Source organism: Streptomyces sp. Rer75 (genome assembly GCF_013414305.1).
GTDB classification, from domain to species: domain Bacteria; phylum Actinomycetota; class Actinomycetes; order Streptomycetales; family Streptomycetaceae; genus Streptomyces; species Streptomyces himastatinicus.
The window spans coordinates 2,425,094-2,440,569 of sequence record NZ_CP058693.1 but is presented as its reverse complement, the minus strand read 5'-3'; the positions used below and the strand labels follow the sequence as shown (position 1 = coordinate 2,440,569).

The 15,476-nt window shown below is 73.7% G+C and carries 9 protein-coding genes; 7 read left to right on the top strand and 2 right to left on the bottom strand.

Annotation, left to right across the window (positions count from 1 at the left end):
* Positions 1-5: 5 nt before the first annotated feature.
* The 3 genes from recN to HYQ63_RS09985 all read left to right on the top strand — a co-directional run bounded on the left by recN (position 6) and on the right by HYQ63_RS09985 (position 4,640).
* Positions 6-1,757, top strand: a complete 1,752-nt coding sequence (gene recN, locus HYQ63_RS09995) for a DNA repair protein RecN (protein WP_179933496.1) — start codon at positions 6-8, stop codon at positions 1,755-1,757.
* 440 nt (positions 1,758-2,197) lie between these two features.
* Positions 2,198-3,331: a glycosyltransferase family 4 protein gene (locus HYQ63_RS09990; RefSeq protein WP_179933495.1), complete on the top strand. Its 1,134-nt coding sequence runs from the start codon at positions 2,198-2,200 to the stop codon at positions 3,329-3,331.
* Positions 3,332-3,464: 133 nt separating this feature from the next.
* Positions 3,465-4,640 (top strand): glycoside hydrolase family 64 protein, encoded by a 1,176-nt coding sequence (locus HYQ63_RS09985; RefSeq protein WP_179933494.1) that lies wholly within the window; start codon positions 3,465-3,467, stop codon positions 4,638-4,640.
* Positions 4,641-4,652: 12 nt separating this feature from the next.
* On the opposite strand, the gene HYQ63_RS09980 is transcribed toward HYQ63_RS09985, so the two are convergent.
* Positions 4,653-6,356, bottom strand: a complete 1,704-nt coding sequence (locus HYQ63_RS09980; protein WP_179933493.1) for a PucR family transcriptional regulator — start codon at positions 6,354-6,356, stop codon at positions 4,653-4,655.
* Between the two features lie 189 nt (positions 6,357-6,545).
* Positions 6,546-8,309 carry a glycoside hydrolase family 15 protein gene (locus HYQ63_RS09975; RefSeq protein ID WP_306664878.1) on the bottom strand — a complete coding sequence of 588 codons (1,764 nt, stop codon included), beginning with the start codon at positions 8,307-8,309 and terminating at the stop codon, positions 6,546-6,548.
* Positions 8,310-8,898: 589 nt separating this feature from the next.
* Here HYQ63_RS09975 and HYQ63_RS09970 point away from each other — a divergent pair.
* The 4 genes from HYQ63_RS09970 to ald all read left to right on the top strand — a co-directional run bounded on the left by HYQ63_RS09970 (position 8,899) and on the right by ald (position 15,336).
* On the top strand, positions 8,899-10,554 hold the full coding sequence (locus HYQ63_RS09970) for a CTP synthase (RefSeq protein ID WP_179933491.1): 1,656 nt from the start codon (positions 8,899-8,901) through the stop codon (positions 10,552-10,554).
* Positions 10,555-10,641: 87 nt separating this feature from the next.
* Positions 10,642-11,268 carry an NUDIX hydrolase gene (locus HYQ63_RS09965; RefSeq protein ID WP_179933490.1) on the top strand — a complete coding sequence of 209 codons (627 nt, stop codon included), beginning with the start codon at positions 10,642-10,644 and terminating at the stop codon, positions 11,266-11,268.
* A gap of 675 nt (positions 11,269-11,943) precedes the next feature.
* Positions 11,944-13,956 carry a tetratricopeptide repeat protein gene (locus HYQ63_RS09960; protein WP_373689051.1) on the top strand — a complete coding sequence of 671 codons (2,013 nt, stop codon included), beginning with the start codon at positions 11,944-11,946 and terminating at the stop codon, positions 13,954-13,956.
* Between the two features lie 264 nt (positions 13,957-14,220).
* A complete protein-coding gene (gene ald / locus HYQ63_RS09955) occupies positions 14,221-15,336 on the top strand; it encodes an alanine dehydrogenase (protein ID WP_179939923.1) in 1,116 nt (371 codons plus the stop codon).
* Positions 15,337-15,476 lie beyond the last annotated feature (140 nt).

The window sequence follows — 15,476 nt, the reverse complement described above, 5'->3', positions numbered from 1 at the left end:
CTCGTATGGTCTTGCACGTGCTGGAGGAGATGCGGATACGTGCCCTGGGTGTCATCGACGATGCCGTGGTCGAGCTGTCACCCGGCTTCACCGCGGTAACCGGCGAGACCGGCGCGGGCAAGACCATGGTCGTCACCAGTCTCGGACTGCTGCTCGGCGGCCGCGCCGACGCCGCCCTGGTGCGCATCGGCGCCAAGGCGGCGGTCGTCGAGGGCCGGATCACGGTCGACGCCCGCTCGCCCGTCGCCGTACGGGCCGAGGAGGCGGGTGCCGAACTCGACGACGGGGCGCTGCTGATCAGTCGTACCCTCTCGGCCGAAGGGCGGTCCCGCGCCCATGTAGGTGGCCGGTCTGTGCCTGTGGGGCTGCTCGGGGAGCTGGCCGACGACCTGGTGGCCGTCCACGGCCAGACCGACCAGCAGGGCCTGATGCGGCCCGCCCGGCAGCGCCAGGCGCTCGACCGGTACGCGGGAGCCGCCGTCGCCGGGCCGCTGGAGAAGTACGCGGGCGCCTACCGGCGGCTGCGCGCCGTCGCCGCCGAACTGGACGAGCTGACCACTCGGGCGCGCGAGCGGGAACAGGAGGCCGACCTGCTGCGCTTCGGCCTGGAGGAGGTCGCCGCCGCCGAGCCGCGGGCGGGCGAGGACGACGAACTCGCCGCCGAGGCCGAGCGGCTGGGCCACGCCGAGGCCCTCGCGTCCGCCGCCGCCCTCGCGCACACCGCCCTCGCGGGCAACCCGGAGGACCCCGAGGGCGTGGACGCCGCCACCCTCGTCGGTGGCGCGCACCGCGCCCTGGAGGCGGTCCGCTCCCACGACCCCGCCCTCGCCGGGCTCGCCGACCGCATCGGCGAGGTGGGCATCCTGCTGTCCGACGTGGCCGGTGAACTGGCCGGGTACGCCGACGATCTGGACGCCGACCCGCTGCGGCTCGCCGCCGTCGAGGAGCGCCGCGCCGCGCTGGCCCAGCTGACCCGCAAGTACGGCGAGAACATCAGCGACGTGCTGGCCTGGGCCGAGCAGGGCGCCGCCCGGCTCGCCGAACTGGACGGCGACGACGACCGCATCGGCGAGCTGACCGCCGAACGTGACGCCCTCCGCGCCGACCTGGGCGGGCTGGCCCAGGCGCTCACCGACGCCCGTACGGAGGCCGCTGCGCGCTTCGCCGACGCCGTCACCGAGGAGCTGGCCTCCCTCGCGATGCCGCACGCCCGGGTGACGTTCGCGATCCGTCAGACCGAGGCCGCGGACGAGGCGTCCGGCGTCGAGGTCGGCGGGCGCGCGGTGGCGTACGGTCCGCACGGCGCCGACGAGGTCGAGCTGCTGCTCGCCCCCCACCCCGGCGCCCCGCCCCGCCCCATCGCCAAGGGCGCCTCGGGCGGTGAGCTGTCCCGGGTGATGCTCGCGGTCGAGGTCGTCTTCGCGGGCTCCGACCCCGTACCGACGTATCTCTTCGACGAGGTGGACGCGGGCGTCGGCGGCAAGGCCGCGGTCGAGGTCGGCCGCCGGCTGGCCCGGCTCGCCCGCTCCGCCCAGGTGGTGGTCGTCACCCACCTGCCCCAGGTCGCGGCCTTCGCGGACCGGCACCTGGTGGTGGAGAAGACGAACGACGGGGCGGTGACGCGCAGCGGCGTGAAGGCCATGGAGGGCGAGGACCGGGTCCGGGAGCTGTCCCGGATGCTGGCGGGCCAGGAGGACTCGGAGCTGGCCCGGGCCCACGCGGAGGAGCTGCTGGAGGCTGCCCGCACGGGCCGCTGACCGGGGGGCCTTTCCCCACCCCGCCCCTTCCCGAACCGGGCGCCGCCCGGCCCCGCCGGGGCTCCGCCCCTGGCCCCCCGCCCACGGGCCCGCCGTGGCTTGCCCCCTCCCGGGCTCTCGCCCCGACTCGCCGGGTCCCCCATCCCCGGGCTTGGTCTCCGGGCCCTGCCGGGGCTTGGCCTCAGCCCCCAGCCCGGGTGCGAGTGTTGCCGGGGGCGCGCCGGGGGCCTGGGCAAGCTGCCGGATTGGGGAGGGGGAATGCCATCGAGGTCACCCATATGGGTGGTGCTGCGGACGTACGGGCGAGCGCTAGGCGGGTGTGGCATGGGAACGTTGCGGCGAGCGCACCGCGAAGGCTGGCATTCTTGGCGGAGCAAAGAGCAGCGCAGCAACCGCACCTCCGACACCGCCCCAGGAGCTCCGCCCGAGTGAGCAGTACCGTGAGCAACACACCGGTCCCGCCGCACGGGCAGCCGTCGCTGCACGCCGTTCAGGTGCTGGGCGAGGGCAGTTCGGGCAGCGGGGTGCATGTGCGGTCGCTGTCGGCCGGGCTGGTGGCGCGGGGGCTGCGGGTGACCGTGTGCGGGCCCTGGAGCGCCCAGCAGGGGTACGGCTTCACGGAGGCGGGCGCCCGGTTCGCGCCGCTCGACGGCCGTACGGACGCCGGGAGCATCGCGTCGATCCGTACGGCGTCCGTCGGCGCGGGGCTGGTGCACGCGCACGGCCTGTGGCCCGGTCTGCTGGCCGCGCTCGCGCTGCGCGGCCGGGGGGTCCCGCTCGTCGTCACCTGGCACACCAAGCGGGAGGCCGAGGGGCCGCGGGGCCGCGTCGTGCGGATGATGGAGCGGCGGGTGGCACGTGCCGCCTCGGTGGTGCTGGGCGTGTCCTCGGACCTGGTGGACCGGGCCCGTGACCGTGGGGCGCGCGACGCCCGGCTCGCGCCGGTCGCGGTGCCCGCGCCGCGCCCCGCGCCCGAGACGGGCGACGGTGCCCGCCAGAAGGCGCGCGCGGAACTGGGCGCGGTGGAGCGGGCCCTGCTGCTCGCGGTCGGCCGTCTGGACGCCGCCACGGGCCACGGCGCGCTGCTGGACGCGGCGCGCCGCTGGCGCACCTTGGACCCGCCGCCGCTGCTGGCGATCGCGGGGGAGGGGCCGGACCGTGCGGTGTTGCAGCGCCGGATCGACGCCGAGGGCCTCCCGGTGCGGCTGCTCGGCCGCCGGGACGACGTACCGGAGTTGCTGGCGGTCGCCGATGTCTGCGTGCTGTCCAGCCGCTGGGAGGCGCGCTCGCTGCTGGCCCAGGAGGCGCTGCACGCGGGGGTTCCGCTGGTCGCCACGGCGGTGGGCGGGGTGCCCGAACTGGTGGGGGACGCCGCCGAACTCGTCCCGTACGGCGACCCCGACGCCCTGGCCGACGCGGTGATCCGGCTGCTGGGCGACCCCGGGCGGCGCGCGGAGCTGACCGCGGCGGGGCGGACGCGGACCGTGGAGTGGCCGACGGAGGACGACACGGTGGCCCATGTCCTCAGCGTCTACGACGAATTGGTGCAGACCTTTCTGCGCGCAGGGGGTTGACGCCCCCGGTCGCCGATCGGCAGGGTGCTGCGCGGTGGACCGAGAGAGCGCTCTCTGACGGCGCGCGCCTTTCCTCGTGTCGCTTTTCCTGTCATGTCCCGGCAACCCCCACTACGCCGAGGAGTGCATTGTCATGATCACACGCAGAATGCTGCTGAGTGGAATCGCCGCTTCCGCCGCTGCCGCGGGCACCGGGCTCATGCTCGGCAGCAGGGCGCAGGCCCTGACGAGTCAGGCCCTGACGAGTGCCGAAACGCTTCCCCTCACGGTCGCCAACAAGACCGGCCAGTTCGGCAACGCGTCGATATGGCTCTACATCGTCGGCAACGCCGACAACCAGCAGGTCCGCGTCACCCCCGACGGCACCCTCGCCCCCGTCGCGCTCTCCGACAACGGCGCCGACGGCTTCGCCGACTACGCCATCCCGCTAGCCGGAAACGGCGACACGAAGCTGACGCTGCCCCGGATGTCCGGCCGGATCTATGTCGCGCTGGGCGCCAAGCTCAAGTTCAAGGTGGTGACGGACGGGGCGGGCAAGGCCGCGCTCCAGTACCCGGCGGGCTGGGTGTCCGGCGACCCGAACTACCAGGTCATGCACGACTGCGCGGAGTTCACCTTCAACGCCTCCGGCATGTTCTGCAACACCACCATGGTCGACATGTTCAGCGTCCCGCTCGCCATCCGTCTCACCGGCGCCAAGGACCAGACGACCGGCACCCTCAAGGACGGCGCCCGCGCCAAGGTCTTCTCCGACCTCCGCGCGGTCGAGGCGTTCGAGCCGCTGGTCATCGGGGACGACCTGCGGGTCGTCGCGCCCGGCCACGGCCTGGGCGCGGGGCTGTTCCCGCAGGACTACTTCGCGTCCTACATCGACCGCGTCTGGGACGCCTACGCCTCGAAGGACCTCAAGGTCACCACCAACGCGGGCACCTTCACCGGCCGCGTCAGCGGCGGCAGGCTCTCCTTCACCGGCCCCGCACCGGTCGCCTTCGACAAGCCGTCCACCAAGGACGTGCTGTTCTGCGACGGCGCCCTGGCCGCGCCCAACGACGGTACGACGGGGCCGGTCGCGGCCATTCTCGGCGCGGGCTTCAACCGCACCACGCTGCACGACACCGCCGCCCAGCCGACGACCGACCCGGCCGCCTTCTACGGTGAGCAGATCACCCACCACTACGCCAAGGCGATGCACGCGGCGACGGCCGACGGCAAGGCGTACGGCTTCGCCTTCGACGACGTGGCCGACTTCGCGTCGTACATCCAGGACACCGCCCCGACCGGGATCACCCTCACCCTGACCCCGTTCTAGGGCCACGGTTCCTCACCGCACATGGCGGCGGGCCTGGAGGGCCACCCCCAGGGCGAGCACCGTCTGGGGGTCCTCCAGGTCGGTGCCGAGCAGCCGGGCGATCCGGGCCAGCCGGTCGTACAGCGTCTGGCGGTTGAGGTGCAGTGCGCGGGCCGTCTCCGCCTTGCGGCCCGCGTGCCGCAGATACGCCTCCAGCGTCGGCACCAGCGGCGGACGGGCGTCGCGGTCATGGGCGAGCAGCGGACCGATCACCCGGTCGACGAACGCGGCCAGGTCCCCGTGCTCCCGCAGTCGCCACAGCAACAGGTCGACATCCAGGCTGCGCACGTCGTACCAGTCCCGGTCCGCCAGCCCGTGCGCCGCGTGCGCCGCCTCCGCCGCGTGCCGCAACTCGCCGCCGACCGCGTCCCACCCGGCCGCGAGCCCGGCGATCACCACGGGCGGGTGCGCCCCGGCGGGACGGTCGGGCCAGGCCCGCTCCACCCCCGCCCGCAGGGCCGCCGCGACGCGCATCGCCACCGCGCCGCGGTCCGCCGCGGTCCGCAACCCTGCCAGCAGCGGCACCCGGCCCTCCGGCAGCCGTACGCCCAGCAGCACCGGCACGCCCACCGCCGCCAGCTCCTCCCGCAGCGCGTGGGCCAGCGCCGCCCAGCCCTCCGCGCCGCCGCCACCGGCGGTCCCGACGGCCCCGGCCCCGCTTCCGCTCCCGCTCAGCGGATGCGGGTCCTCCGCGAGCCGCATCACCATCGGCAGCAGCGGGCCGTCACCGGAGGGCCGGAAGCCCAGCACCCGCGCCTGCGCGGGCGCGTCCGACGGTTCGACGCGCCCCTCCGCGAGATCGGTGAGGAAGTCGCCCCGGCCGCGCGCCGCCAGCTCCTCCTCCTGACGTGCCCGCAGCAGCACCACCGCCAGCAGATCCGCGGTCCGCTCGGCGGCGATGCGGTGGACCGGGCCGAGCGGCGCGGCCACCGGCAGCACGGTCAGCCGGGCCCGTACCGCGCCGGGGCCCTGGCCGCCGCCCGGCACGTCGGCCAGCACACTGCCCGCCGTCGGCTCGGACGGCCGCCGGTCCGGCCGGTCCGCGTGGCGGGCCCGCAGCCCCTCCCACGCCTGGAGCGGATCGGTGGCGCCGGGGCGTACGCCCGCGGGTCCGGCCGCGTACAGCAGCCGGCCGTCGGGGGTCTCCAGGAACACGGGATTGCCCGCGAACTCCGCGAAGTTCCGCAGGATCTCCGGCACCCCGCCGCCCCGCAGCAGCACCTCGGTGCCCTGGCGGTGCACGACGTCGGCCTGCTGGAGCAGGGCGTAGTGCTCGTTGACGATCTCGGTGTGGATCTCCTCGGTGACCGCCACGAACGGCACCTCGCGATGCAGCTGCACCAGCGGCAGCCCGCACGAGCGCGCCGCGTCGACCACCGCCACCGGGAGCGTACGGAACCGCGGCCCCAGCTCCACCACCAGCGCCGCGATCCCCCGCTCGGCCAGCCGCCGGACGAAGGCGCGCTGCTCGGCGGGGCGGGGGCCGACGCCGAGACCGGTGGTCAGCAGCAGCTCGCCGCCCTTGAGCAGGGCGGCGATGTTCGGCGCCTCACCCGCGTGCACCCAGCGCACCGGCCGGTCCAGCAACTCGCCCCCGGTCACCACCTCGGGGAGCCCACGGCGCAGGGCGGGCAGGTCCAGCGCCCGCGCCACGGTGATCGTTCCTTGTGTGTCCATCCGGCTCCGGCTCGTCGATTGCGCTCAGAGGTGCCCCGGGCCACGCCCGCGAGCGCCTCACTGCCAGGCGTCCCGCAGCCGCCGCGCGATGTCGATGTCCCGCTTCAGCGCGCTGAACCGGGGCGGTTCGCGGGAGGCATCCAGGACGACGACGTGCATCTGCGCGGGGCCGGTGTGACGGCAGCCGCGTCAGCCGCCGTACGCGCCGGAGGCGGTCAGCCGCAGGGCGGTGTCGATCAGCGGGACATGGCTGAACGCCTGCGGGAAGTTGCCCACCTGGCGCTGGAGGTGCGCGTCCCACTCCTCGGCCAGCAGGCCCAGGTCGTTGCGGAGGGCGAGCAGCTTCTCGAAGAGCCTGCGGGCCTCGTCCACCCGGCCGATCATCGCCAGGTCGTCGGCGAGCCAGAACGAGCAGGCGAGGAAGGCGCCTTCGTCGCCCTCCAGGCCGTCCACGCCCGCGTCCTCGCCCGCGGTCGGGTAGCGCATCACGAAGCCGTCGGAGGTGGACAGCTCGCGCTGGATCGCCTCGATGGTGCCGATGACCCGCTTGTCGTCCGGCGGCAGGAAGCCCATCTGCGGGATGAGCAGCAGGGAGGCGTCCAGCTCCTTGGAGCCGTAGGACTGGGTGAAGGTGTTGCGCTCGGCGTCGTACCCCTTCTCGCACACGTCCCGGTGGATCTCGTCGCGCAGATCCCGCCAGCGGTCCAACGGGCCGTCCACGTCGCCCGATTCGATGAGCTTGACGGTGCGGTCGACGGCGACCCAGGCCATCACCTTGGAGTGCACGAAGTGCCGGCGCGGGCCGCGCACCTCCCAGATGCCCTCGTCGGGCTCGTCCCAGTGCTCCTCCAGGTAGCGGATCAGCTTGAGCTGGAGCACGCTCGCGTAGTCGTTGCGCGCCAGGCCCGTCATATGGGCCAGGTGCAGCGCCTCGGTGACCTCGCCGTAGACGTCCAGCTGGAGCTGGCCCGCCGCGCCGTTGCCGACCCGGACCGGCTGGGAGTTCTCGTAGCCGGGCAGCCAGGTCAGCTCGGCCTCGGACAGCTCGCGCTCACCCGCGATGCCGTACATGATCTGGAGGTTCTCCGGGTCGCCCGCGACCGCGCGCAGCAGCCATTCGCGCCAGGCGCGCGCCTCCTCGCGGTAGCCGGTGCGCAGCAGGGAGGACAGGGTGATCGCCGCGTCCCGCAGCCAGGTGAAGCGGTAGTCCCAGTTCCGTACGCCGCCGATGTCCTCGGGCAGCGAGGTGGTGGGCGCCGCGACGATGCCGCCGGTGGGGGCGTAGGTGAGCGCCTTGAGCGTGATCAGCGAGCGGACGACCGCGTCCCGGTAGGGGCCGTGGTACGTGCAGTGCTCGACCCACTCCCGCCAGAACGCCTCGGTCGCCTCCAGCGCGGCCTCCGGCTCGGGCAGGGCGGGCGGCTCCTTGTGCGAGGGCTGCCAGCTGATGGTGAAGGCGATCCGGTCGCCGGGGGCGACGGTGAAGTCGGCGTAGGTGGTGAGGTCCTTGCCGAAGGTGTCGACCTCGGTGTCCAGCCACACCGAGTCGGGGCCGGCGACGGCGACCGTCCGCGAGTCCACCTTGTGCACCCACGGCACGACCCAGCCGTACGAGAAGCGCATCCGCAGGGCGGAGCGCACCGGCACCCGGCCGCTGACCCCTTCGACGATCCGCACCAGCTGGGGGACGCCGTCCCGCGGCGGCATGAAGTCGATCACGCGGACCGTGCCGCGCGGGGTGTCCCACTCCGACTCCAGGACGAGCGAGTCGCCCCGGTAGCGGCGGCGGTCGGCGACCGGCGGCTCGCTTCCGGCGGCGTGCGCGGGACCCAGCCGCCAGAACCCGTGCTCCTCGGTGCCGAGCAGACCGGCGAAGACGGCATGGGAGTCGAAACGCGGCAGGCACAGCCAGTCGACCGTCCCGTCCTTACAGACGAGGGCGGCGGTCTGCATATCCCCGATGAGTGCGTAGTCCTCGATACGCCCGGCCACGTGCTTCCCCTATTCGAACGGCCGCATTGCCCCTGCGGGGGTGCTTACGGTCTCCGGAAATATTGGACGAGCTCTTGTTCCGGGGGCGAGCTGGTGGTGCCGTGCCGGGGCTCGTAGCGTTTCGTCCGAGCAGGATACGACGCAGGACAGTGATCCGCTTGAGCCCGTCCATATCGTGGCTCGCGTCACGACCGCCGATCGGGTGGCGGGATCACCGGTGGGTGTCCGTCCGTGTCGAGCGGTCGCGTACGGGCGGTGGCTGTCGCGATACGCGAGGTGACGCGGGGCGACGCAGGGCGACGCGGGGTGCGGACGATACGCGTTCTGTTGTCATGACAGCGTACGGTGCGGCGGAGGTGCGGCGGGCCGTGCCACGCGGACGGGCTCCAGCGGCCGCCCCGGGGCACTGATACCCTGGTAGCCCGTGGAGCGGCGGGCACAAAACCCCCGAACCTCAGCGACGGCACCCCCGCGACAGCGGGGCCGCAGCCGGACCGCACCCTCACGACGCGACCACGGGAGCCCCCTTTTGGCCATTGCCGCTAAGCCCATGACGACCAAGCACCTCTTCGTCACCGGGGGTGTCGCTTCCTCACTCGGCAAGGGCCTGACCGCCTCCAGCCTCGGTGCGCTGCTCAAGGCGCGGGGTCTGCGGGTCACCATGCAGAAGCTCGACCCGTACCTGAACGTCGACCCGGGCACCATGAACCCGTTCCAGCACGGTGAGGTGTTCGTCACCAACGACGGCGCCGAGACCGACCTGGACATCGGCCACTACGAGCGGTTCCTCGACGTCGATCTCGACGGCTCCGCCAACGTGACCACCGGCCAGGTCTACTCCAGCGTGATCGCCAAGGAGCGGCGTGGTGAGTACCTGGGCGACACGGTGCAGGTCATCCCGCACATCACCAACGAGATCAAGCACCGCATCCGGCGCATGGCCACCGATGACGTGGACGTCGTCATCACCGAGGTCGGGGGCACCGTCGGCGACATCGAGTCGCTGCCCTTCCTGGAGGCCGTCCGCCAGGTCCGCCACGAGGTCGGCCGGGACAACGTCTTCGTGGTGCACATCTCCCTGCTGCCGTACATCGGCCCGTCCGGCGAGCTGAAGACCAAGCCCACCCAGCACTCGGTCGCCGCCCTGCGCAACATCGGTATCCAGCCGGACGCCATCGTGCTGCGCGCCGACCGCGAGGTCCCCACCTCCATCAAGCGCAAGATCTCGCTGATGTGCGACGTGGACGACGCCGCGGTGGTCGCCGCCATCGACGCCAAGTCGATCTACGACATCCCGAAGGTGCTGCACTCCGAGGGGCTGGACGCCTATGTCGTCCGCAAGCTGGACCTGCCCTTCCGCGACGTGGACTGGACCCAGTGGGACGACCTGCTGAAGCGGGTCCACCAGCCCGACCACGAGGTCACGGTCGCGCTCGTCGGCAAGTACATCGACCTGCCCGACGCCTACCTGTCCGTCACCGAGGCGCTGCGTGCGGGCGGTTTCGCCAACAACGCCCGAGTGAAGATCAAGTGGGTCACGTCCGACGACTGCAAGACCGCCGCCGGTGCCCGGCAGCAGCTGGCGGACTGCGACGCGGTCTGCATCCCCGGCGGCTTCGGCGACCGCGGCGTCATCGGCAAGGTCGGCGCGATCACCTACGCCCGCGAGAACAAGATCCCGCTGCTGGGCCTGTGCCTCGGCCTCCAGTGCATCGTCATCGAGGCCGCGCGGAACCTGGCGGGCATCTCCGGCGCCAACTCCACCGAGTTCGAACCGGCCGCCACCGACCCGGTGATCTCCACCATGGCCGAGCAGCTGGACATCGTCGCAGGCGAGGGCGACATGGGCGGCACCATGCGGCTGGGCATGTACCCGGCCAAGCTCGCCGAGGGCTCGATCGTCCGCGAGGTCTACGACGACCAGCCGTACGTCGAGGAGCGCCACCGCCACCGCTACGAGGTCAACAACTCCTACCGCGGTGAGCTGGAGAAGAAGGCCGGACTGGTCTTCTCCGGAACCTCCCCCGACAACAAGCTGGTCGAGTACGTCGAGTTCCCGCGCGAGGTCCACCCCTACCTCGTCGGCACCCAGGCCCACCCCGAGCTGCGCTCCCGGCCGACCCGCCCGCACCCGCTCTTCGCGGGTCTGGTGAAGGCGGCAGTCGAGCGACAGACCGCTGGTCAGGGCAAGGCCGCCGGGGCCTGACCGATACGGTTGACGGGGGCGCCGGCCGCTCCGGGCGGCCCGCCGCCCCCGGTCAACCGCATGCGGAAAGGACGCTGAGGCAGAGCAATGGGCATCCAGGACACCCCCGAGGAGTGGCGGACCATCGCCACCGCCACGCCGTTCACCGGCAACAAGACGAGCGTGCGCACCGACGAGGTCGTCATGCCCGACGGCACCACCGTCAATCGCGACTACCAGGTCCACCCCGGCTCCGTCGCCGTCCTGGCCCTCGACGACACCGACCGCGTCATCGTGCTGCGCCAGTACCGCCACCCGGTCCGCCAGCGGCTCTGGGAGATCCCGGCCGGTCTCCTCGACATCCCCGGCGAGAACCCGCTCCACGCCGCGCAGCGCGAGCTGTACGAGGAGGCGCACGTCAAGGCCGAGGACTGGCGCGTGCTGGCCGACGTCTACACCACGCCCGGCGGCTGCGACGAGGCCGTACGGGTCTTCCTCGCGCGGGAGATCTCGGCGGCGGACGGGGAGCGGTACGAGGTCTCCGAGGAGGAGGCCGACATGGAGCTGGCCCGGGTGCCGCTGGACGAGCTGGTACGCGCCGTACTGGCCGGTGACCTGCACAACAACTGCCTCGCGGTGGGCGTCCTGGCCCTCCACGCCGCGCTGGCAGGCGACGGCGTGGAGGCCCTGCGCGAAGCAGACGCCCCCTGGCCGGCCCGCCCCTTCGAGCCGTAACCCCACCGAACCGGGGGAGAGCCGCGCAGCCGGGCCCGCGCCCCGGGCCGCGCGCGCCGCCCCTGTGCGGGGCCGCGCTTTCGCTCCGTCCCCGTCGGGCCCACGCGCTGGGCCGTGGTGTCCGCCCCGACCGGGCGCGCGCTTCCGGCCGGTCCCGCCGGGTCCGCGTCCCGGGCCGTGCCTGCCCCGTACGGGGCGCGCTCCTGCCCTGGGCCCGCGGGGCCCGAGCGCCGGGCCGTGCTGTTCGCCCTGTGCGGGCCCGCGGGTCCGCGCCCGTTCCCGCCGGGCTCGCGTCCCGGGCCGTGTGTCTCGCGCCTGTGCGGCCGCGCGCTCCCACCCTGTACCCGCCGGGCCCGCGGCCCGGGCCGTGCGCCTCGCCCTAGTTCAGGGCGCGCTTCCGAACCGTTCCCGCCGGGCGCGGGCGGCGCTTGTTGTTTCCGCTCCGGGCGATCCGTCGGTGTCGGGGGCCAGGGGCGGAGCCCCCTCGGTTCGGGGAGGGGCGGGGTGGGGGACAAACCGGGTCGCCCGACCCGTCGCACCATCCGATGGGGTGATTTTCGGTCCGCGTCACCGGCCCGGAGTGCCCGGGACCTGACGCGGAGTGAACTACGCTCGTATGAACCCTGACCGCAGCCGCGGCGGGCTCGTATGCGCAGGTGGACGGGAGTGGGGCCCGTGGCGGAGCAGGCGGTCGACACCGACGGGGAGCCCCTGGGCGAACCCGCGGACGGGGATGCGGACGGAGTGCCTCCGGCGCGCGGCGCAGTCGACGGCGGGGTGTGGAGCGGCGCGACGCGCGCGGTGCTGTTCGCGGCCGCCGCCACCGTGGGCCGGGGGTTCGCGGGCCGCCGTCGGGAGCTGCTCGCGCTGCGGGCCGACATCGACCGCGCGGGGCTCGACACGATCGCGGGCCGCAAGGCCGCCCGCAGCCGGGTGCTGCTCATCGCGGGGCGCCCCGGCTGGGGCCGTACCGCACTGGCCGAGGAGCTGGCCCGGCGGCTGGCGGACGACTATCCCGACGGGGTGCTCCAGGCCCGGCTGATGACGTCCTCCGGTGACCCCGTCCCCACCGAGCGCACCGCCCGCGACCTGCTGGTCAGGCTCGGCGTGACCGCCCCGCCCGGCGCGGACGAGGACGAGCTGGGCGAGATGCTCCGCGGCGCCCTCGACGGCAAGCGGATCCTGCTGCTGCTCGACGACGTGGCGGGTGCCGAGCAGGTGGACGCGCTGCTGCCGGACGAGCCCGACTGCCTGGTGGTCGCGGTCTCGCGGGGCCCGCTGACCGGCGTTCCGGACGTCCGCCCGTGCACCGTCGGCGGGCTGGACGTGAGCGCGGCGGTGGGGCTGCTGGCGCAGTACACCGGGCCGACCCGGATCACCTGTGACCCGGTGGCCGCGCAGACCCTGGTCGAGGAGTGCGCCGGTCAGCCCGCGGCGCTCGTGCTCGTCGGCGGCTGGCTCGCCGCCCGGCCCGAGGCGTCGGTGTCCGACGTCATCGAGCGGCTGCGCGAACTGCCGCCGACCGACGGGGACGTGGACCGCGGTGCCCGCCCGCTGGCCCGCGCCTTCCGGCTGGCGTACGGCTCGCTGCCCCCGGCCGCCGCCCGGATGCTGCGGCTGCTGGCGCTCGCGCCCGCCGGGTCGGCCGACGCGCACACCGCGTCCGCGCTGGCCGGATGCTCGGTGGCGGACGGCCAGGCGGCGCTGGAGGGCTTCGCCGGGTACGGGATGCTGCGGCCGCGCGAGGAGGGCCGGTACGAGCTGCCCGGCTGCCTCGACCCGCTGCTGCGCGCGCTGCTGGAGGCGACGGAGCGCCCGGCGGAGGTGGAGCTGGCCCGGGCGCGGATGCTGGAGCGCACCGTACGGCAGCTGCACGCCTGCCGGCTGGCCGCCGAGCCGGCGGGCTCCCCGGCGCGCAAGAAGCTGGCGGCGCTGCCGACGTCGCTGCGCTTTCCGTCGGCGGAGGCGGCGCGGGAGTGGCTGGAGAGCCGGATGCCCGCGCTGGTCGAGGCCGCCCGGGTGGCCGTCGAGGCCGGTGAGGTCGACACCCTGGCCCGGCGGCTGGTGGCCGCGCTGACCCACGCGCTGACCGCGCACCGGGGCGCCGAGGGCGCGGCGCCCGAACTGTACGGGCTCCACCAGCTGGTGCTGGACGTGGCGCGGCGCCGCGATCTGCCGGTGGAGCGGGCGGCGGCGCTGCTGAACCTGGGCGATCTGGACGCGGGCGCGGGCCGGATCGACGCCGCGCTCGCCCGCTACAAGGGCGCGCTGGAGGCGGCCCGCGCGGCGGGCGATCCGTATACGACCGGGCGGGCCCTGGAGTCCATCGGCGGGACGTACCAGGAGCTGGAGGACTGGAACCGCGCCGCCGACTGGTACGGCCGCGCCCTGGAACTGCGGCTGAGCCGCCGCGACCTGGCCGCCGAGGCCCGGCTGTACGCCCGTCTGGGCACGGTCCGCGGCTACGCGGGCCGCTGGGCCGAGGCGCTGCGCGACTGGCGCGCCGCCGCGGCCGCCTGCCGCCGGGCCGGGGACCCGGAGGGGTACGCGCGGGCACTGAGCGGCACGGCGAAGGCCCAGGAGAAGACGGGGCGGTCGAAGGAGGCGCTGCGCACATGGTCGGAGGCGGCCGCGGCGGCGCGGCGGGCGGACGAGTGGAGCAGGTCACAGCGCGGGGAGGGGACATGACGCCGGAGGGCCGCGAACCCCGGGGATGAAGGGAGATCGCGAGTCGACCTACGAAATCAGTGGTGGTCTCGCGAAAGATTGAAGCAATGCAAGGCTAGACAGTGAGACGTCCTTCATTACACTGGCTGTACCGCGATCGCAGCGGTGGTTTCCGGCATGCGGATCTCATCCGTTTTGCCTGTCTATGGCCGGTTCCGGCCGGTCTATGACCGGTTGTGACCGGTCAAGCCCTTAGTTCCCCCCATATCAAGGACCGTGATCGACGTGAAGGTCGGTATCCCCCGCGAGGTCAAGAACAACGAGTTCCGTGTGGCCATCACCCCCGCCGGCGTGCACGAGCTGGTGCGCAACGGCCACGAGGTCTTCGTGGAGCAGAGCGCCGGTCTGGGCTCCTCCATCACCGATGAGGAGTACGTCGCCGCCGGCGCCGGGATCCTTGCCACCGCCGACGAGGTCTGGGCCACCGCCGACCTGCTGCTGAAGGTCAAGGAGCCGATCGCGGAGGAGTACCACCGGCTGCGCAAGGACCAGACGCTCTTCACCTACCTCCACCTCGCCGCGTCCCGCGCCTGCACCGACGCGCTGCTGGAGTCGGGCACCACCGCCATCGCGTACGAGACCGTCGAGGCCCCGAACCGCGCGCTGCCGCTGCTCGCCCCGATGTCCGAGGTCGCGGGCCGGATCGCGCCGCAGGTCGGCGCGTACCACCTGATGCGCTCGGCCGGCGGCCGCGGCGCGCTGCCCGGCGGCGTGCCCGGCGTGGCCGCGGCCCGCGCGGTCGTCATCGGCGGCGGCGTCTCCGGCTGGAACGCCGCGCAGATCGCCATTGGCATGGGCTTCCACGTGACCCTGCTCGACAAGGACATCAACAAGCTGCGCGAGGCCGACCGGATCTTCGGCAACAAGGTGCAGACCATCGCCTCCAACGCCTACGAGCTGGAGAAGGCGGTCCTCGAGGCCGACCTCGTCATCGGCGCGGTCCTCATCCCCGGTGCCAAGGCGCCCAAGCTGGTCACCAACGAGCTGGTGTCCCGCATGAAGCCGGGAAGTGTCCTTGTCGACATCGCCATCGATCAGGGCGGCTGCTTCGAGGACTCCCGTCCCACCACTCACGCCGAGCCGACCTTCACGGTCCACAACTCGGTCTTCTACTGCGTCGCCAACATGCCGGGCGCGGTGCCCAACACCTCCACCCACGCGCTCACCAACGCGACGCTCCCGTACATCGTCGAGCTGGCCAACCGCGGCTGGCGCGAGGCGCTGCGCCGGGACGCCGCGCTGGCCAAGGGGCTCAACACCCACGAGGGCCAGGTCGTCTACGGGCCGGTCGCCGAGGCCCACGGACTGCCCTCCGTCGAACTGACCTCGCTGATCGGCTGAGGCCGCGCAGCCAGTCAACTCCGGGCGACGGCAGGTCAACGCGAGCCGTCAACATCAGGTCAACACCGAGCATCCGGCCGGGTCTTGTCGAGCGACGGGACCCGGCCGCGGGTGTGTCCGGAACGCCCCGGATCAGGCCC